At 29.4% G+C, this 19950-nt stretch carries 22 protein-coding genes; 15 read left to right on the top strand and 7 right to left on the bottom strand.

The window, feature by feature from the left end; all coding sequences use genetic code 11:
- Nucleotides 1–2 precede the first annotated feature (2 nt).
- Both AC5YF9_RS00530 and AC5YF9_RS00525 read right to left on the bottom strand, forming a co-directional pair.
- Complete coding sequence (locus AC5YF9_RS00530; protein ID WP_415304130.1) at nt 3–1169, bottom strand: aspartate aminotransferase family protein; 1167 nt, start codon at nt 1167–1169, stop codon at nt 3–5.
- A gap of 3 nt (nt 1170–1172) precedes the next feature.
- Nucleotides 1173–1985, bottom strand: coding sequence for an ABC transporter permease (locus AC5YF9_RS00525; RefSeq protein ID WP_415304129.1), 813 nt, complete (start codon nt 1983–1985; stop codon nt 1173–1175).
- 122 nt (nt 1986–2107) lie between these two features.
- Here AC5YF9_RS00525 and AC5YF9_RS00520 point away from each other — a divergent pair, with 122 nt between their 5' ends.
- The gene (locus tag AC5YF9_RS00520; protein WP_415304128.1) at nt 2108–2608 is read left to right on the top strand and encodes a GcrA family cell cycle regulator; all 501 of its coding nucleotides are present in this window, start codon (nt 2108–2110) and stop codon (nt 2606–2608) included.
- A gap of 185 nt (nt 2609–2793) precedes the next feature.
- Here the strand turns inward: AC5YF9_RS00520 and AC5YF9_RS00515 are convergent, their stop codons facing one another.
- Nucleotides 2794–3762 carry a complex I NDUFA9 subunit family protein gene (locus tag AC5YF9_RS00515; RefSeq protein WP_415304127.1) on the bottom strand — a complete coding sequence of 323 codons (969 nt, stop codon included), beginning with the start codon at nt 3760–3762 and terminating at the stop codon, nt 2794–2796.
- 16 nt (nt 3763–3778) lie between these two features.
- Between AC5YF9_RS00515 and AC5YF9_RS00510 the strand changes: the two genes are divergently transcribed.
- From AC5YF9_RS00510 to AC5YF9_RS00445, 14 genes are read left to right on the top strand one after another with little or no spacing between them, the layout of a single operon-like run.
- Nucleotides 3779–4390 carry a ribonuclease D gene (locus AC5YF9_RS00510; protein WP_415304126.1) on the top strand — a complete coding sequence of 204 codons (612 nt, stop codon included), beginning with the start codon at nt 3779–3781 and terminating at the stop codon, nt 4388–4390.
- On the top strand, nt 4391–5362 hold the full coding sequence (locus AC5YF9_RS00505) for a KpsF/GutQ family sugar-phosphate isomerase (RefSeq protein ID WP_415304125.1): 972 nt from the start codon (nt 4391–4393) through the stop codon (nt 5360–5362).
- Nucleotides 5363–5935, top strand: coding sequence for an LPS export ABC transporter periplasmic protein LptC (gene lptC, locus AC5YF9_RS00500; protein WP_415304124.1), 573 nt, complete (start codon nt 5363–5365; stop codon nt 5933–5935). It abuts the gene before it with no gap.
- A gap of 1 nt (nt 5936) precedes the next feature.
- On the top strand, nt 5937–6713 hold the full coding sequence (locus tag AC5YF9_RS00495) for an ATP-binding cassette domain-containing protein (RefSeq protein WP_415304123.1): 777 nt from the start codon (nt 5937–5939) through the stop codon (nt 6711–6713).
- A gap of 3 nt (nt 6714–6716) precedes the next feature.
- Nucleotides 6717–8039, top strand: a complete 1323-nt coding sequence (gene aroA / locus AC5YF9_RS00490; RefSeq protein WP_496169901.1) for a 3-phosphoshikimate 1-carboxyvinyltransferase — start codon at nt 6717–6719, stop codon at nt 8037–8039.
- 6 nt (nt 8040–8045) lie between these two features.
- The gene (locus tag AC5YF9_RS00485) at nt 8046–8705 is read left to right on the top strand and encodes a (d)CMP kinase (RefSeq protein ID WP_415304120.1); all 660 of its coding nucleotides are present in this window, start codon (nt 8046–8048) and stop codon (nt 8703–8705) included.
- The gene (locus AC5YF9_RS00480) at nt 8705–10435 is read left to right on the top strand and encodes a S1 RNA-binding domain-containing protein (RefSeq protein WP_415304119.1); all 1731 of its coding nucleotides are present in this window, start codon (nt 8705–8707) and stop codon (nt 10433–10435) included. The genes AC5YF9_RS00485 and AC5YF9_RS00480 overlap by 1 nt, the downstream gene beginning before the upstream one ends.
- A 3-nt stretch (nt 10436–10438) precedes the next feature.
- On the top strand, nt 10439–10729 hold the full coding sequence (locus tag AC5YF9_RS00475; protein WP_415304118.1) for an HU family DNA-binding protein: 291 nt from the start codon (nt 10439–10441) through the stop codon (nt 10727–10729).
- Entirely contained in the window at nt 10719–11396 is a 678-nt protein-coding gene (pyrF, locus tag AC5YF9_RS00470) for an orotidine-5'-phosphate decarboxylase (protein WP_415304117.1), read from the top strand. The genes AC5YF9_RS00475 and pyrF overlap by 11 nt, the downstream gene beginning before the upstream one ends.
- Nucleotides 11397–12020, top strand: a complete 624-nt coding sequence (locus tag AC5YF9_RS00465) for a phosphoribosylanthranilate isomerase (RefSeq protein WP_415304116.1) — start codon at nt 11397–11399, stop codon at nt 12018–12020.
- Nucleotides 12010–13242 carry a tryptophan synthase subunit beta gene (gene trpB / locus AC5YF9_RS00460; protein ID WP_415304942.1) on the top strand — a complete coding sequence of 411 codons (1233 nt, stop codon included), beginning with the start codon at nt 12010–12012 and terminating at the stop codon, nt 13240–13242. Before AC5YF9_RS00465 ends, trpB begins: the two co-directional genes overlap by 11 nt.
- A 1-nt stretch (nt 13243) precedes the next feature.
- Nucleotides 13244–14041, top strand: coding sequence for a tryptophan synthase subunit alpha (gene trpA, locus AC5YF9_RS00455; RefSeq protein ID WP_415304115.1), 798 nt, complete (start codon nt 13244–13246; stop codon nt 14039–14041).
- Nucleotides 14038–14967, top strand: coding sequence for an acetyl-CoA carboxylase carboxyltransferase subunit beta (locus AC5YF9_RS00450; RefSeq protein WP_415304114.1), 930 nt, complete (start codon nt 14038–14040; stop codon nt 14965–14967). The genes trpA and AC5YF9_RS00450 overlap by 4 nt, the downstream gene beginning before the upstream one ends.
- Nucleotides 14921–16189 (top strand): bifunctional folylpolyglutamate synthase/dihydrofolate synthase, encoded by a 1269-nt coding sequence (locus AC5YF9_RS00445; protein ID WP_415304113.1) that lies wholly within the window; start codon nt 14921–14923, stop codon nt 16187–16189. Before AC5YF9_RS00450 ends, AC5YF9_RS00445 begins: the two co-directional genes overlap by 47 nt.
- Here AC5YF9_RS00445 and AC5YF9_RS00440 read toward each other — a convergent pair.
- The 4 genes from AC5YF9_RS00440 to AC5YF9_RS00425 form a co-directional block, all read right to left on the bottom strand.
- Nucleotides 16186–16503 carry a thioredoxin family protein gene (locus tag AC5YF9_RS00440; protein ID WP_415304112.1) on the bottom strand — a complete coding sequence of 106 codons (318 nt, stop codon included), beginning with the start codon at nt 16501–16503 and terminating at the stop codon, nt 16186–16188. The genes AC5YF9_RS00445 and AC5YF9_RS00440 overlap by 4 nt on opposite strands.
- Nucleotides 16504–16578: 75 nt before the next feature.
- Nucleotides 16579–18006, bottom strand: a complete 1428-nt coding sequence (locus AC5YF9_RS00435) for an exonuclease domain-containing protein (RefSeq protein WP_415304111.1) — start codon at nt 18004–18006, stop codon at nt 16579–16581.
- A gap of 1 nt (nt 18007) precedes the next feature.
- Nucleotides 18008–18694 carry a hypothetical protein gene (locus AC5YF9_RS00430; protein WP_415304110.1) on the bottom strand — a complete coding sequence of 229 codons (687 nt, stop codon included), beginning with the start codon at nt 18692–18694 and terminating at the stop codon, nt 18008–18010.
- 37 nt (nt 18695–18731) lie between these two features.
- Nucleotides 18732–19829, bottom strand: a complete 1098-nt coding sequence (locus tag AC5YF9_RS00425; RefSeq protein ID WP_415304109.1) for a DNA recombination protein RmuC — start codon at nt 19827–19829, stop codon at nt 18732–18734.
- Between the last annotated feature and the right edge of the window lie 121 nt (nt 19830–19950).

Here is a 19950-nt window from a genome sequence, read left to right as displayed (position 1 = left end):
TTTTATTTTTGAGTTAAGCAAACTTTTTTGATAATTTTTATAGCCATATCTATTTCTTGTTTTTTAACATTAAGCGGAGGTAGTATTCTTATGACATTTTCTGCGGCTCTAATTGTTAGTAATTTATTATCCATTAATTTTTGAATAAATTTTGTTTGATCGTTGTACAACTGTAATCCAATCAGTAAACCAATGCCTCTCACTTCTTTAATTATTTTTGGAAAATCCTTTTTTAATTTATTCAACTCAGAGTGAAAATATTTCGATATCTTTTTGACATTAGCAAGAAATCCTTTTTTAAATATTTGATCTAAAACTGCGTTTCCAACAGACATTGCCAATGGATTTCCGCCAAATGTTGAACCGTGAGTTCCTGCTGTCATGCCAGATGACGCTCTTTTGTTCATTAAAACTGCTCCAAGTGGAAAACCACCTCCAATACCTTTCGCTATTGGCACAATATCAGGTTTAATTTTTGAGCTCTCAAAGGCAAAAAAATTTCCAGATCTGCCTATTCCGCATTGAACTTCATCCAAAATTAATAAAATTTTCTTCTCATTGCAGATTTTTCTTAATCCCTTCAAACACCAATCTGGAATAACTTTAATTCCACCTTCTCCCATAATAGTTTCAACCATAATTGCAGCTGTTCTACTTGTTATAGACCTTTTTAATGATTTATGATCTCCAAATTCAAAGTGATCAAATCCATCAACTTTTGGACCAAAACCTTCGGTCATTTTTTTTGATCCACTGGCATAAATCGTGGCCAATGTTCTTCCATGAAATGAGTTTTTAACACAAAGAATTCTATTTTTTTTTGGTTGCCCTATTGAATAAAAATATCTTCTTGCAACTTTAATTGCCGCCTCTGTTGCTTCTGCTCCACTATTTTGAAAGATAATAAAATCAGCAAAAGTCTTTTTAACTAATCTTGTAGCTAACCTTTCACCTTCTGGAATTATAAATGCATTAGACACATGCCAAAGTTTTTTTGTTTGTTTATTAATTGCTTTTATTAAGTATGGGTTAGCGTGTCCTAAAGAGTTAACCGCGATCCCTTGGACAAAATCTAAATATTTTTTTCCATTAGTTGAGTAAAGGAAACTTCCCTTTCCATGGCTAAACGAAATTTTTCTTCTATTATAATTTTTTGCTAAAGCACTCATATTTTAAGATTTAATTTTATAACCTTTTTTGTAAAGAAAAAAAGCCACATACCACATTACAATACTTAAAATTGTTAAATAAATTAATCCTACGCTTATTGACCCATCTGACTTTCCTAAAAAACCATATCTAAATCCATCAATCATATAGAAAAATGGATTAATATGACTAATAGTTTGAAAAAATTCAGGAAGCTTGTCTATGGAATAAAATACACCAGATAAAAAACTTAATGGAGTAATAACAAAATTAGTAACAGTTGCAGTATGATCAAATTTTTCAGCCCAAAGACCAGTAATAAAACCTAAGCTTCCCAATATAAAAGCACTTAAAAAACCAAAAATAAAAATAAATAAACTGTTATTTATTGGCATCTCAACAATTAAAGAGAAGACACCTATTGAAATTATAGCAATTAAAAAACTTCTTGTAAGAGCTGCTAATATTATTGCCATTGAAACCTCTAGTGCCGATAAAGGCGCATAAAGCATATCAACAATATTTCCCTGAATTTTTCCAATCATTAATGAAGATACTGAATGACTAAATGATTGAGTCAAAATACTCATTGCAATTAAGCCTGGTGCTAAAAAACTTATAAAAGAATAACCAAGAACATCTCCTCTATTATTCCCTAAGGCCAAAGATAAAACTGACAAAAATAACAAACTTGACACAAGTGGAGATAGTAATGTTTGTTGCCAAACTGCCATAAACCTATTGCATTCCTTAAGCCATAAACTTTTAAAACCAATCCAGTTTATAAAACCAAATCTTTTTACACTTATTTGATATTTCTTATTCAATTCAACCATAAGTAATCATATATAAATTTTGAAAAATTTGTGTACAAAACAAAAATACCTATTGTTTTTTTTTTAATCTTATGTGATCTGTATATAGTTATTAAAATTAATTAACATACTAAATATAGATTATGAGCTGGAACGAAGAAAAAGTTTGTAAATTAAAAGAACTCTGGGGCAAAGGAAACACTGCAAGTCAAATTGCTGAAATAATTGGAGGCATTAGCAGAAATGCAGTTATTGGTAAGGCTCATAGATTAAACCTGTCATCAAAAATTAAAGCTAGAAATGCTTCATCAAGTCAAAATTTTGATAATAGCTCAGAAGAAAATAATTCTAAACAAAGACAAGGAAGAAACAGTAAGTTTAAGTCTCTGCTTATTGAAAAAGATTTTGAGCCAGAAAATCCTAAAAAATTAGAGGAGCTAGATGAAAGCTCATGTAAGTGGCCTGTTGGACATCCTGAGGAAAAATCATTTCATTTCTGTGGAAGATCTTCTTTGAAGGATTTTTCATATTGCAAGCTTCATTTGCTATATGCTTATCAGCCAAAAGGAAGAAGAGAAGAACCCACTACTGATAAAGAAGAAGAAGCGCCACAGTATATTGTGAAAAAAATTAATACTGCTTAATAATAGCTTCTTCCAAAACTACTATTTTTTATTTTTATATTTATTTTTTCCATCAATACCTCTCACAACAGACTTAATAATTAAATATGATAGAAATGAAAATATTAAAAATATTAAAAATATTAAAATATAAATAATATTAATCATTATTTAATATATTATACAATTTTAGTTTTAAAATTCTATTAAGAATTAGTGGAGTTGTATTTTTTAGTAGAAAATTGACCACCCTCTCTCCACATATAGCAATATTTTTCAACTTCTTGATCAAATATCTTTATGCTTGGAACCCCCACATCAGAATTAGTTTGATATTTATTTGAAAGAATATTGTCATACTTTAAAAGAATAAGCTGATCTACTGTCAATAATGGTTTTGGAAATAATTGAAATAATTTTGCTGACATTTTTGCAGCAAAAAATGGAAGGGGAATTAATAATCTATTCTTATTAATTAGTTTTAATAATCTTTTTAATATTTCTTTTAAAGAAATAACTTCGGGACCCACACACTCAACTATTTTAGAATGTATGTTTTTAGAAATAACATGATAGATGGTATCTGTTAAATCAGAACAATGAATTGGAGTAAATTTAGTATCTCCATTATAATAAAGTGGAAAAAACGGAAGCCTATTTAGTAGTGTCATGAAATTTGTAGTAAAATTATCATCTACAGAATAAACTACTGACGGTCTCAATATGGTGGCTAATGGAAAATTTTTTTGAATACTAACCTCACCCTCTAACTTGCTTTTTGCATACTCTGAATCTATTGCACTATTAATACCTAATGCTGATAAATGAATAAACTGTTTAACTTTATATTCCTTGCAAAGTTTAGCTAGAATAGATGGGAAAATAGAGTGAATATTTTTAAAAGTATTTCCTTTGCCACTTTCATATAAAATGCCTATTAAATTTATACAAACATCATTTTGATCAAAAAGTTTTCTAATCTTTTTTTCATCGAAAATATTAGCTTCAACTATATCTATATATCCTGCATTAGCTTGGGTTTTTATTGCGTACCCCTTTTGATGAAGGTTTCTAGTAACTACAGTAACCTTATAATTATTCTTAGTAAGCTTTCTTATTAAATGACGACCTATTTGACCACTACCGCCAAAAATTAGACAATTTTTTGCTTTCATATATATATAACTAAAAATGAATATTGATATTAAACTTCACAAAGATGATCTACCAGAAGATTTAGATTTAGGCAATATTATAGCAGTTGATGGAGAATTTATGGGACTCAATGTTAAGCGTGATCCTTTATGTCTCATCCAAATATCTAGCGGAAATTCAGATGCTCATATTATTCAACTAGATAGATCAAATTATAATGCTCCAAACTTGAATAAAATTCTGTCAGATGAATCAATTATAAAAATATTTCATTACGGTAGAGCTGATATGGCTCACATCAAATATTACCTAAAGACAGAAACTAAGAATATTCTAGACACTAAGATTGCCTCAAAGCTAGCTAGGTCTTATTCAGATAGTCATTCTCTTAAAACTTTAATTAAAGAATTCATCAATATTGATGTAAGCAAACAATTTCAAAGCTCAGATTTTGGGGGTGAATTATCACCAGCGCAGCTCAAATATTGCGCAAATGATGTTGTCTACTTGCATAAAATTCATGAAGAATTAAATAAAATTCTTATAAGAGAAAAACGTATTGATTTATACAATGATTGTTTAAAATTTTTAAAAACTAGAGTTGATCTTGATTTAGCTTTATTTAAAGACGATATATGGTCTCACTAAATGAAAAAAAAAGATTATAGAAAAATTGCAAAAAATGTAATTAACCTTGAAATAAAAGCCCTAAAAAAATTAAGAGATTCAATTAATAACTCTTTTGATGATGCGGTTGAAGCTATTACAAAATGCCAATCTAAAGTTATTCTATGTGGTGTTGGAAAAAGTGGACTAATAGCAGCTAAAATTTCAGCAACTCTATCTTCAGTTGGAACTCCTTCATTTTCTCTATCTGCAAATGATTGTTCTCATGGAGATCTGGGCAGTATTTCAAAAAAAGATATTTTAATTTTAATAAGCTATTCTGGCTCTACTGAAGAATTAAAAAATATTATTAAATATGCAAATCGAAATAAAATTACTCTTATTGGAATTATGTCCAAAAAAAATTCGATTTTATATAAAGCATCTGATATCAAATTACTAATTCCTGAAGTGACAGAGGCTGGCCTAGGAATTGTACCAACTTCCAGTACTATTAATCAGTTAAGTATTGGAGATGCATTAGCTGTGGCCACAATAAACAAGAAAAATATAAGCAAAAAAGATTTTAAAAAATTTCACCCCTCAGGTAACCTTGGTGCTAAACTAAAGACTGTTGAAGATATAATGATAACAGGAAATAAAATTCCCTTTGTAAATGAAAATTTAAAAATGAAGAATGCTCTACGTGTCATTACTAATAAAAAGCTTGGAACTTTAATTGTTCAAAATAACAAAAAATTAACAACCGGCATTATTACAGACGGTCAAATAAGAAGGCTTAATGAGGTAAATAGCAATCTACAAGATTTAATGGTTAAAAAAGTTATGACCTCAAACCCTATCAGTATTGATCAAGATACATTGGCAGAAAAAGCTTTATCTATAATGAATACTAAAAAAATTACCTCTTTGTGTGTTCACAATAAAAAAAATAAGAGAAAAACCATCGGGATTTTACATATACACAGTTTATTGCAGTCTAATATTCATTAAATGAGCAAAAAAACAATAACACAGGTTTTAATGGTCATTTTAATTGCCATTATTTCTTTATTATTTTATTTGAAATATTTTAACAAAAATCAACAAAGCCTAATAATAGAAAAACTAGGTACTAGCAAAAATACTTCGTCTAACTATATTGATAATATTAGCTATACTTCTCTAGATGCGAAAGGTAACGAATATCAAATAACTGCTACACAAGCTGAAATAGATATGGATAACCCAAATGTAATGTTCTTAGAAAATATTATTGCTTACATTTTTATAAAAGACTCAGATACAATTAAAATTACTTCTGATTTTGGAAAATATAACTCAGAAAATTATGATACTATTTTTTCAAAAAATGTAATAATTGTTTATCCAGGTCATAAAATCACAGGAGAGTATTTTGATTTTTCTTTTTTAAGTAATCTTGGAACAATCTCGACAGATGTTATTTATATTGCTGATGACACAAAATTATTTGCTGATAGGGTTGAAATGAATATTAAAACGAAAGATACTAAAATTTTTATGAACGATAATACAAAAAAAGTTTTAGTTGTAGGAACAAAATAATATGGGCATAATTAAAAAATTTAGAATTAAATCTTTTAAAAGTCCTCGACCTATAATCTCTTTAGAAAATATATCATTATCATTTGGTGATAGAAAAATCTTAGATAATGTAAGTTTTAAAATTAATCATGGTGAAATTTTAGGAATGCTCGGTCCCAATGGTGTTGGAAAATCAACAATTTTCAACTTAATAACCGGATTAATTAAACCAGACTATGGAGAAATTAAATTTGATGGAATAGATGTGCTTGATTACCCAATATACCTAAGGACAACAAAATTTAAAATTGGCTATGTTCCTCAATATGGTGGGTATTTTAGTGATCTTACCTTATTAGAAAATTTAAAAGCAATTGCTGAAATAGTTATTGAAGACAATAATTTAATTAACCATAAAATAGACCTTTTAATTGCTAAGTTTGAACTTGATGCTGTGCGAAATATAAAAGCAAAATTTTTATCTGGAGGTCAAAAAAAGAAATTAGTAATTGCCCTCGCTTTATTAAGTGAGCCAAAAGTACTTCTTCTTGACGAATGTTTTGCAGCACTTGATGTTCTTACAATAAAAATGCTTCAAGAAATTATTGTTAGCCTTCAAACTGAAAGCAATATAACTATTTGTATCTGCGATCATCAAGCAAGAGACCTCTTATCATGTGTTGATGTTGCTATAATTTTATCAAATTGCAAAATAATAGCTCAAGGAACTCCTAATGATCTAATAAATAATACAGAAGCCAAAAATGCTTATTTTGGGGACTCTTTTAAATTCAATTAATAAATGTCAAAAATATTATTTATTAAAAATAGAATTAAAGATTTTAATAAAAAGATAAAAGTTAGTGGTGATAAAAGCTTAAGTATCAGGTGGGTCTTACTTGCATCTCAAGCTATAGGAAAATCAAAGGGTTATAATCTTTTAATGTCCGAAGATGTTCTTGCAGCATTAGATTCTATAAAAAGATTGGGAGTAAAAGTAAGAAAATATAAAAACTATTGTGAAATACTAGGAAATGGAATTAATGGCTTTAGATATAAAAAAAACTTAACATTAAACGCAAGAAACTCAGGAACACTTGGAAGATTATTGTTAGGTTTATTAATCAAATCGCCACAAGAAATAAAATTAATTGGTGATAAAAGTTTATCTAAAAGAGATTTTTCAAGAGTAACTTTACCTTTAGAAAAATTTGGAGCAAAATTTTATTATATAAAAAAAAATAAACTGCCTTTATCTATTTTGGGGTCTCAATCTATAAAAGGTATAAAATATTTAGAGAATAAAGGTTCCGCACAATGCAAAAGTAGTGTGATGCTTGCAGCGCTTAATGCATCAGGCACAACATCTATTAAAGCAAAAAAATCAAGGAACCATTCTGAGTTACTTTTTCAATATTTAAAAATACCTATTAAAATAAAAAAAACTAAAAAATATGATTTTATAAATATAAAGCCACCAAAAAAAATTAAAGCATTTAACTATAAAATCCCAGGAGACATAAGCTCGAGTGCATTTTTTATGGTGCTTACAACTCTTGCTTATAATTCAAGGCTTTTAATTAAAGATGTAAACATTAACCCTTCAAGGATAGGAGTAATTACTATTTTAAAAAAAATGGGAGCTAAAATATTATTAAAAAATCCAAGGAATTATAAAGGTGAAAAAATTGCTGATATTTTAATTTTAAGTTCAAGTAATCTTAAAGCTATAAATTGCCCATCAGAATTAAATAGTAGCGCCATAGATGAGTTTTTAGTTATTTTTTTAGTAGCTGCAAAAGCAAAAGGAATTTCTTATTTTAAAGATGTTTCTGAGTTAAACCAAAAAGAAAGTCCAAGATTAAACTTGGGTTCTAAAATTTTAAATATGATGGGTATTAAAACAGAATTAACAAAAGACTCGATTAAAATTCATGGTCAACCTAATTTAAAAATTACAAAACCAATTATAATTAAAAATTATCTAAAAGATCATAGGATTTTTATGATGAGTACAATTGCTGCTTTAACTTTTGGTGGACAATGGAAAATTCATGACAAAGATTCAATAAATACTTCATTTCCTTCTTTTTTAAAAATAATTAAAAAAATAAATGATAAATAAATTAATATGAAAAAATATAAAAAAACATGCATACAAGTGGCGATTGATTCACCTGCGGCTGCTGGAGCTGGCACACAAGCGAAATTAATCTCTAAACATTATAAACTTTTGTATCTTGATTCTGGAAAAATTTATCGTCTACTAGCCCATTTAAAAATAAAAGATCCAAAAAAATTTAACTACTCTTTTGTTTCAAAAAAAATGAAAACTTTAAAGATGTCTGACTTGCAGAGTAAAAATCTTTTATCTGATGATGTCGGTAGTATGGCTTCGGTAATTGCAAAAGATATTAAAATCAGAAAACTAGCACATAACTTTCAAATGAAATGTGCTTACAATCCTCCAAAAAAATATAAAGGCTCCATTATTGATGGAAGAGATATCACATATAATATCATGCCAGAGGCTGACTTTAAATTTTTTATAACAGCAAGCGCTAAAACTAGAGCGCTTAGAAGATATAAAGAGCTAAAAGGATTAAATAAAAAAATATCCCTCAATGAAGTACTAAAAAGCATCAAAAAACGTGATAAAAGTGACTATAATAGAAAGATTTCACCTTTAAAAAGAACAAAGGATCAATACTTGATATCTTCTGAAAATGAATCTAAAAGATCATGCTTTTTAAAAATAAAACAAATAATGGATAAAAAAATTAACTCTTAATGGAAATATACAATAACTTAGACACTGCTGCCTCAAAAGAATTCGAACAACTATTAAATTCCCAATTTACAAAAACAGCAAACCTTGAAGAGGGAAAAATAATTACTGGTGTAGTAAATAAAGTAACTGAAAATTTTGTATTTCTTGAAGTGCCTGGTTTAAAATCTGAACCAATCTTAGATATCAATGAATTAAAAAGTATGGGTATGCTTGATAAAGCAAAAGTAGGTGAAACAATTTCAGTTCTTCTTGAAAGACTAGAGGATAAAAAAGGTGAAGTTTTAGTATCAGCTTCTAAAGCACAAAAAATTCAAGGTTGGGATAAACTTGTTGAGGCTTATGAAAAAAATCAACCTATCATGGGTAAAATTACTGGACGTGTAAAAGGTGGCTGCATTGTAGAACATATCGATACTGGATCTTTAATGTTCCTGCCAGGATCACAAATTTCAGATAAACCATTAAAAGATATTAGCCATTTAATGAATGAGCCTCAAAAGTTTGCACTTATTAAATTAGACAAAGTTAGAGGAAACGCTTGTGTTTCTAGAAGGGAAATTATTTCATCTTTTAAAAAGGAAGATAAAATTAAAATTGTTGAAAAATTCAAAGTTGGAGATGTAATTAAAGGAGCTGAAGTAAAAGGCTATAGTTCATTTGGTTGTTTCTTTAGTGTTAATGGGGAGCTTGATGTATTAGTACACCTTCAAGAAATTTCTTATTCAAGAGTTAATCACCCTGATGAGGTTTTTACAATTGGTGAAAAACATGATTTATTAGTAATTACAGTAGATAAAGAAAAATTGCAGGTTGGTTGTTCAGTTAAGCAGCTTTCACCTGATCCTTTTGAAAATATTTCAAATTATGAATTAAACAAAATCTACAAAGTTAAGGTTGTTAAGTTAATGGACTTTGGTGCATTTTGTGAACTTGAAAAAGGATTATCCACTTTATTACACTCAAGTGAATTAAGCTGGACTAAAAAAAATTTATCAGCGAAAAAAATGTTTAAGGTTGGTGATGAGATTGATTGTATTATCACTGAAATTGATAAAGAAAAAAGAAGAGTTGCAATATCACATCGTTTAACAACTGAAAACCCTTTTGAAACATTTGAAAGTAAATATCCTGTAGGTTCTGAGGTTGAAGGTGAAGTTGCTAGCAAAAATGAATATTCTATTTTTTTAAACATTGATGGATTAGATATTGATGCATTCTTACACTGTAATGATCTTACTTATCTTACAAATGCAGAAGAAGAATTGGCCAAACACAAAATTGGTGATAAATTAAAAGTAAAAGTATTAGAGGTTAAGGCAGCTGAACAAAAAGTCAGAGTTGGCTTGCGTCAAACACAACCAGATCCGTTTAGTTGGTTTAATGATAAAAAAGTTAAACAAGCTATTACTGTTAAAATCATTTCATCAGACAACAAAGGTTTAGTTGTTAGGCCTGAGGGATGTGAAATGGATTTTATCATTAAAAAAACTGCAATAGCTATTAATGCAGCTGATGCTAGACCAGCAAGATTTACAGGTGGTGAGAGAATTGACTGTGCAATCCAAGAATTAGATTTAGACAAAAGAAAAGCTACATTAAGTATTAAATTGCTTGAAGAAATTGAAAGAAAAGTGGCATTAGATACATATGGCTCAGAGGCGAGCGGTAAAAACTTACCTTTCTCGTCATTATCTGATGATTTAGAGAAAAAGAAAAAAGAAGAAGAATAAAAATTGGCCATTGTAAAATCAAAGCTTCTAGACCAACTAAAAAAATCATATCCAAATTTCCTCAAAAAAGACCTTGAGAAAGTTTTATCAGTAGTTCTAAATGAAATTAAACAAGCTCTTAAACGTGGTGATCGAGTTGAATTAAGAGGTTTTGGTATGTTTTCAACAAATATTCAGAAAGCTAGAATATCACGAAACCCTAAAACTGGAGAAAAAGTAAATACACCAGAAAAAAAAACTATTCACTTTAAAATGGCTAAGGAAATGTTTAAAAAATTAAACAATGACGAATAAAAATATCTTCGTAGCCTGTGATGTATCAAGCCAAAAAGAAATATTAGGTTTATTAGAACTAATTCATGAAGATATTTCAGGAATTAAAATTGGCTTACAGTACATCACTCAAAGGAGTCCTGAAGAAATAAGGGAGCTTTCAAAATTTAAAAAGCCTATTTTCTATGATGGAAAATTTTTTGATATCAAAAATACATTAATTGAATCGGTAAAAGCACTTAAAAATTTAAATGTACATTATGCAACAGTTCATCTTCTAAATGGATTGGATGCTCTTAGGGCTGCAAATCAAGCTGCGAAGGAAATTAATTTAAATTTATTAGGTGTTTCTGTTTTAACAAGTTTTAGTGATGAGGATTTAGACAGTTTAGGTTTTAATAATAAAATTGAAGATCAGGTTAAAAAGCTAATTAAGATTGCAATGGAAGCTGACCTGCATGGGGTTATTTGTAGCCCACTCGAGATTAAAATGATTAAAGAAATTGCACCAAAACTTAAATGCTTTACTCCAGGGATTAGAATGGGAAATGCAAAAGATGATCAAAAAAGAACTATGACTGCCAATGAAGCTATTAAAGAAGGAAGTGATTGTCTGATAATTGGTAGACCCATCACCAAAGGTAACCCAAAAGAAAATATAAAAAATATCCTTTCATCGGTAGATTAGATGAAATCAAAAATTTGTGGAATCTCTGATTCTGAAACATTAAAATATTTAACGGCGCATCCTAATCCACCTCAATATATTGGCTTTATTGTTAATTATCCAAAATCTACAAGATTTGTTGAATATGATAAAATTAAAGAACTACTGAAAGTAGATAAAAAAGATTCTAAATATGTTGCAGTATTAGTTCGTCCTGATCGAAATATTCTTGAGAAAATAAAAAATTTACCATTTGATTATTATCAAATTTACGATTGCACCCCAGCAGAGGTAAAATCTATCATTGAAAAATATAATAGAAAAATTATAGTTGCTATTACTGTCAAAGATCAAAATGATGTTGTAAAATATATAAAATACAATGAACAAGCAGATATTATATTATTTGACAGTAAAGGTTATGAGAAAAGTATATCTTTTGATCATCAATTAATTAAAAATCTTAAAGTTAATAAGGAATTAATGTTAGCAGGAAATATACAGATTGAAGATAATCTTGAAAATTATAAAGAAATAGCAGACATTATAGATATTTCTGGAGGTCTAGAAACTTCTGGATTAAAAGATGTTACAAAAATAAATATTTTTTTAGACAAAATTAAACAAATTAATGATGAAGCTTAAAAAAAAAATTCCCTTAATTGATCAGCACGATAAAAATGGTTTTTGGGGTGGTAAGTTTGGTGGTAATTTCATCCCTGAGACATTGAAAAAACCCGTTGAAGATTTAACAATTCTTTTTGAAAAACTTAGGTATAACAAAAAATTTCTCAAGGAAAGAGATTACTACTTTAAGAACTATATAGGCTCACCCACTTCATTTATAAAACTTCAAAACCTATCTAGCTATCTAGGAGGAGCTCAGATATACACCAAAATGGTATCTGAGGCTAACGGAGGGGCTCACAAAATATATAATGCGACTGTTCATTGTCTTATTGCTAAAAAGGCAGGTAAAAAATATGTCGTAGGTGATACCGGTGCCGGTTATGCTGGTAAAATGTTAAGTATGGCTGCTAAGAAGTTTGGTCTTAAGTGTAAAATATTCATGGGTGCAAAAGACATAAAGAGACAAAAGCCAAATGTTGATTCAATGAAAAAAAATGGTGCTGAAGTTGTACCTGTTTACTCAGGAAGCCAAACATTAGTTGATGCTGTTAGTGAGTGCATGAGATATTGGGTTTCTAACTGCGATAATACTCACATGTGTGTTGGCTCAACTGTAGGTCCAAATATATTTGTTAAAATTTGTGGTTGGAGTACGGCTCAAATTTCTAAAGAATTAAAACTTCAAATTCAATCTGAGTTTAAAAAGATTCCAAAAAAAATTAAACTTATTAACTGTGTAGGTGGTGGAAGTTCTGCATACGGTTTTTGGAGTGAATTTATGGACTATAACAAAAAACAAATTGAATTAATTGGTGTTGAGGCGGGTGGTCCAAAAAACTCCAAACTTCACGCTGCACCTCTGACAAATGGAGCTAAACTTGGAATACTACACGGTGCTGCTGCCTATGTTTGTCAAAACAATGAGGGTCAAATTAATGATACCTCCTCTATTTCGGCTGGATTAGATTATCCAGGTGTTTCTCCTATTCATTGTTTCTTAAAAGATGTTAAAAGAGCAAGATATACATCTGCAACAGATGAGGGTGCTTTAAATGCTTATAAACTTGTAACAAAACTTGAGAAAATTAACCCAAGTTTAGAGCCAAGTCATGCTTTTGCAGAAGCAATTAAAATTGCTCCCAAGCTAAGTAAAGATACAATCATTATAGTAAACTCTTGTGGTGACGCTAAAAAAGATCGAGATATTTTAAAAGCAAGATTGGGGAAAGTTAACTAAGATGTCTTTAATTAACTTAGCATTTAAAAAAACTAAAAATGAAAAAAGACCGGCTTTACTTACCTACACCGTCGCAGGTGATAATAGTAAAAAAAGATCATTAGAAATATTAAAATCAATTGCAAACTATGCTGATATTTGCGAGATAGGCTTTCCTCACAACACTCCAATCGCAGATGGTGGACAAATTCAATCAAGTGCTTATAGGGCTTTAAAAAATGGTATTAAAATTAAAGATGTTTTTTCAATAGTAAAAGATTTTAAAAAATCAAAACATACAAAACCTGTAATTCTGATGGGTTACTACAATATGATTTATCAATATGGTGATAACAACTTTATTAATATCTGTAAAAAAGTTGGCGTTGATGGATTAATTGTTGTTGATTTACCTTATCCAGAAAATAAAAATTTTGCCAAAAAGTGTAAGAGGAAAAATATTAGTTTTATTCAATTAGTCTCACCCACTACTTCACTGAATAGAATGAAAAAAATTATAAAAGATTCTCATGATATGGTGTACTACATCAGTATGCTCTCAACAACAGGTGGTAAACTAAAAGTTTTACCTAAAAAAATTCTTGAGAGATACAATAAAATCAAAAGTCTAAATAAAAATAAAAATATTGTAATCGGGTTTGGAATTACTGAAAAGACAATAGCATCACTAAGAAAGGCTGATGGATTAGTAGTTGGAAGCGCTTTGTGTAAAGAAATATCAAAATCAATCGAAAAGAGACAAAATCCTGTCACAAATGTAACTAATATTGTAAAAAGATTAAGAAACAAAATTGCATGAATTGGATTAAAAAAACTCTACGTTTTGGTGAAAAAATAAAAAGAATAATTAAAGAACGTGCAAGTAAAGAAGAGATTGCTAACAGTGACTGGACATCTTGTTGTAAGGGTCCAATTTTAAAAAAAGATTTAGAAGATAATTTATGGGTTTGTCCATCTTGTAATAAACACCATAGAATAAGTCCTCGTCAAAGATTTGATGTTATTTTTGGCAAAAATAATTATGAGGTTTTAAAAACTCCAATTCCTCAAGATGACCCTTTAAATTGGAGCGACTCTAAATCTTATAAAGACAGATTAAAAACTGCTAGAAAAAAAACGGGTATGGACTGTGGAATGATGGTAATCAACACTAATATTAACACTATAAAGATTACTGCCATTGCATCTGACTTTGATTTTGTAGGTGGCTCAATTGGTGCAGCAGAAGGTGAAGCTTTCTTATATGGAATTCAACATGCTATCGAAAATGAACAACCTTTTGTAGTTTTCACTTCAGGTGGTGGAATGAGAATGATGGAATCATTAATTTCACTTTCACAAATGACTAGAACTACTTTGGCAATTAATGAACTTAAAAAGAATAACCTCCCCTATATTGTTGTTTTAACCGATCCAACTGCGGGTGGTATTACAGCATCATATGCAATGTTGGGTGATATTCATTTAGCAGAGCCAGGTGCCCTGATAGCTTTTGCAGGCGCACGTGTAATTCAAGGAACTGTTAGAGAAGAATTACCCGAGGGCTTTCAAAGGAGTGAATATGTTGAAAAAACAGGATTTGTGGATTTAATTGTTGAAAGAAAAGACCTTAGAGAAAAATTAGGTTCATTATTATCAATATTGTTAAAGAAAAATTCTGATATAAATTCATCAGAAAATGAAACTTCAGAAGATAGTAGAACGCTTACAAAAGCTGCATCCTAAGGAAATAGATCTAAGTCTAGATCGAACTAGAAATCTTTTAGAAAAATTGGGTAATCCCCAAGATCAGATTAATTGTATTTCTATTGTTGGAACAAATGGCAAGTTTTCAACCATCCAAGCTCTTTATGCAATTTTAAAAGAAGCAAATTACAAGTGCAATATCTATACAAGTCCACATATTAAAATTATTAATGAACGATTTGTTTTTAATAACAAACCTTTAACAGATGATGAATTGGCTAACCTTTTTTCTGAAATAGAAGAAGCGAATAATGGGGCACAAATTACTTTCTTTGAAATTTTAACCGTTTCTTACCTTCATTATGCTAAAAAATACCCCAAAAACATTAACTTAATTGAGTCAGGCCTATTTCATAGATTTGATGCGACTAATATTTTAAAGAAAAACTTGGCAAGTATTGTGACGGCCATTGGTCTTGATCATTTAGATTGGCTTCCAAAAGAAGAGCAAACAGTTGATAAAATTATATATGAAAAAACATCAACTTTATTAAATTCTAAAATCATTGTCGCAAAACAAAGTTCAAATGAAATTAACAAAAGTATTGAAGATACAATTAAAGATAATTCTTCTAAAAAAATAATCTTTAATAAAAACTACAACTTCACCTTAAAAGAAAATGATTTCTTTTATTTTGAAGATGAGTTTGGAGGTTTGAAACTTCCAAAACCAAATTTACCCGGTAAATTTCAATTAGAAAATATTTCTACAGCGATTGCAACTGCAAGACAGCTAACAGATTACAAGATAACTGATGAGCATATTAAGAGTGGTATTACTAAAATAGAAAGTATTGCACGACTACAAGAATTAGAATCTGGAAAACTAAAAAATTTAGTTAAGAATAATCTATTATTTATAGACGGATCTCATAACCCACTTGGCGCAAAAGTATTAAATGAATATCTTCAAAGTTTAAATTGTAAAATACATATTATATTAGGAATGATGGCAAACAAAGATCATAACGAGTATATGAGTTACTTTAAAGATATTAAATCTTTAACAACAATTGATATTCCAAATCAACCAAATGCTATTAAGGGAAATAAACTTAAAGAAAAAATTAAAAATTATGAAAATATAAAATATAAGAATTCAGTTGAAAATGCGATTAGATCAATTGATCTTCAGGAAAATGATATTGTCTTAATTACAGGATCTTTATATCTTGCGGGAGAAGTTTTAAATTTAAACTAAATACTTTTATCTAAAAATTCTTTAACCTTAGCTTCACCTGGATTTCCAACTAATCTATCTATCTCTTCACCTTTTTTAAAAATAATTGTTGAGGGAACACCACGTACTCCCATAGAGCTACCTAAATTTAGTGCTCCATCTTCAATATCAGCATAATAAAAATTAGCCTTATCTTGATATTTGTCTGAAAGTGCAGACATCACTGGCTTTAAACTTTGGCAGGGCGCACACCAAATTGCCGAAAATTGAATTACACAAGTGTCTTCATTTTTAATTTTATCTTCCCAGTTTTCATCTTTAAAATCAATAAGCATGCTTCTTATATAAATTTTTATTCTATTTATTCAATATGTAAAAAGGGATTTTTTTAGTTAATTAACAAAAGTCAATTATGCCTGCTCGTATTTTTTCTGAATACCTTCAACAAACTCGTTAATTTCGTCTAAAAACTTGAGCTTTTTCTCATCTTTTTCGTTGGTATATCTATCTCTTAAATTATCACACTCAAAATAAAATTCTTTGCATGTCCACCATTTTTCCTTCTCGTCGCTCAATATTCTTTCGGCTATTCCACGTTTAATAGTCTTAAACATATCAGCAGGCAGTATCTTTGGTGATTCTTGATATATTATCTTTTTTCCAAAACTTACCATTCTCTCATCTTCAAATTTATCTAATAATATTAATTTATCTTTCCAAGATGCTGCGTGCCATTTTGGAAATAAAGCTGTGTCTTTTTGAGGGGTAAATTTTTTATAAATTGTCTCCTCTGCTAATAAATCAACTTGTGAATCAAATTGAGCTTTTTCTTCAGCAGTTTCTCGTAATGCCATTAAAACGTTTTGAGAAAATTTCTCATTACTATTTACTAATTTTGCACGCTCTTTAATTAAATCAGGATCAAGTTTGCTATATGGTTCAACTTGTAGTCCATAACTTGCATCTAAAATTATAGGAGCTTTGTTTGATCGTATAGTTCTTAGAAACTTTAATTTTTTAATAGCACTTTTAAGTTCAGAGATTGACATATCGAATAGTGGAATTGGATCAATTTTAAGATCAAAAGCTTGGCCCCACTGATAGATTGGATGAATACAATGTTTTGGATGAAGTGGTGCAACTACAAATCTATAATTTTTACCAAAATGATATTCCGCCAATGTAAACATTTTTTCTGTTTTAAATATTGTCTCGGTATCATTCTTGTTTGCTGTTCTTAAAAATGTATCCCAAGTTTGGGGTTGATTTTTTTTAATTAAACCTAAAACCTTGACAGTTAACTCTGCATCAAACAAAGCTGAGTGAGCTCCACTAGATTCAAATCCATTCATTCTTGCTAACGATTCTAGTTTCATAACTGCATTACCTTTTGCATTTATTTCTGTTTTTACAACACTTTCATCAACTGCATGAGCACCTCTTGCAATGTTTAAACCATCATGTCTTTTGTTGGGAGTTGCATTTGTAATATACGGATATCTAATTCCTCTAAAGAATTCGTTTCTTATCATCTCGTCATCAAAGCCAATGTTTGACCAACCCATGAACATTGCTGGGCTCCATTTTTTAAATGTTGCTTCTAATTGAGATAACATTTGGTAGTGACTTAAATTTCCTTTAGTTAATAAATCAACACTAGTTTTGTTAACTATTAAAGCCATTGCTTGAGGAACCTCTCCTTCTGGCAATCTACATCTAAAATTAAAACGATCTAATTCTTTAAAATTTGGGTCAACTAAAATACCACCTACTTCAATAATGCTTCCCCATGAAGTATTGGCACTACTAGATTCAATGTCCCATATTGCTAAATTCATATTAGTTGGTATTCCTTTGGTGATAGTACTGTTCGACTTTTTCTAAAAACTTATTTTGATATTCTTCTAGTTTAACACCTTGAATTCTAAAATCTTGGAATAAATTATCAACCGTACATAACAGGACAATTCCTTGGGTGATGTTTGAGTTATAAACAACGTTATGAGCTAATGAATAAGCCCCTAATTGAAGATAATAGTCCTCAATCCACTCTTCTTTTTTTGGTTTATTGGACTGTTTAAAATCAATGATAGTTTCTTGCCCCTCATAAACTCCACAAGCATCACACGTTCCAGCATATTTTCCTGGATAGTACAATGTGGCTTCAGTTCCCCAAATCTCTGACAATTTATTTTTAATTCCTTGTTCAATAATTTCATCTGCCATTTTTTTAGATTTATTTTCTTCTTCTAATAATTCTAAATTTAATTGACCTAATAGATATTTTTCTAAATGAGAATGCATTGATGTGCCTCTACTTGAAGCATCATTTTTAATTCTATTTGCTTCAGCAGCTCCTACTCTTACTTTCCAATTTGCAAGAGATGCTTTTTTTTCCTCACTTTGTGTTGCTTGTAATATGGAAGTTACCGATGGAAGTTTTTGTTGATTTACAGCATACATTCTTGAGCCACTCACCATTGATCTCATGGATTTTGGATAAGTAAATTTATTATTCCACTGCATATAGTTTATTATAAGCGGTATTGAGGGAAAAAAGAAATTAATTTTTTGCTTGTTTTGAATGGTCAACAAATTTTTCTACATTTTCTGTTTGAATAGCTTTATCAACTTGTTCGGGATCTTTAATATTTTCTAGGCTTCTGCTGATTGATCTTGCATCTGTTCCAAACTTATCAACAACAATCATTGCTTCTTCTAATTTTTTTCTAAGAGAAACTATATTATCAAAATGTTTTCCAAATCTTGAGCTAATTGTTTTTAAATGATCATAAATTTCTGTTGCACCCTTTTGAACTTTTAAAGATTGAAAGCCCATGTGCAAAGATTGCAAATAAGCAGAAAGAGTATTTGGACCACAGATTACAATTTTATATTTTTTCATTAATTCTTGAGTTAATAATTCTTTAGTAGTTGGATCTTGGTATTCAGTTAATTCTTTATATAAACTTTCAGTTGGGGCATAAACAATTGCAAAATCTGTAGTTTTTGGTGGAACAATATATTTTTCATTAACACTTTTAGCTTTTGCTTTAAATGCAACAGCTAATTTTGCTCTTGCATCTGCAACAGCTTTTTTATCATCAGCATCATACCCATCGGTAATTGCTTTAAATTTTTCTACTGGAAAATGTGAGTCTACAGGCACCATTACATCACCCTGAAGTTTGATTGCAAATTCTACATTTTCACCTGTATCTTCTTTCATCTTAACGTTAGTCATGAATTGAGAGGCAGGTAATAAGTCTTTGATTAGAGCATCCAATGAAAACTCTGCAAGAGTTCCATATTTTTTAACTCCAGCTAAAATTTTTGTTATACCTTCTTGGCTTTTATTTAATAATTCGACCTGACTATTAAAGTTTCCTACTTTTTCATCAACTTTTGTTAAGGCCTCTGTCATATCTTTAGTCACTCCAGTTGATAGAGCGGTAAATGAAGTCGACATAGAACCTAATGAAGTATTAATAGTAGTATTTAAAGTATCTTTTAATGAAGTAATTTCTGTCTTTAAATTGGCCATCTCCTCAGCTTCTTTATTTTCGCTCTCATCTTTTGGCTTAGATCTTAAGTTTAGATAAAGAATGCCTAATGTAGCTACAAGCAATAAAACTAATAAAGTTAATAAAATACTATCCATGATTCTATGAGATATTTTATAGTAAAAATTTGATTTATATATGTAATTATTTAAAACTCCCTCTATGGAATTAATCTTAATACTAAAAATACTACTTATCATAGGAGCTATTGTTGCCACT

This window comes from Candidatus Pelagibacter sp. uisw_098 (genome assembly GCF_059512505.1).
Note: the sequence above shows the minus strand (reverse complement) of the source record. Positions and strands in the feature narration are given on the sequence as shown.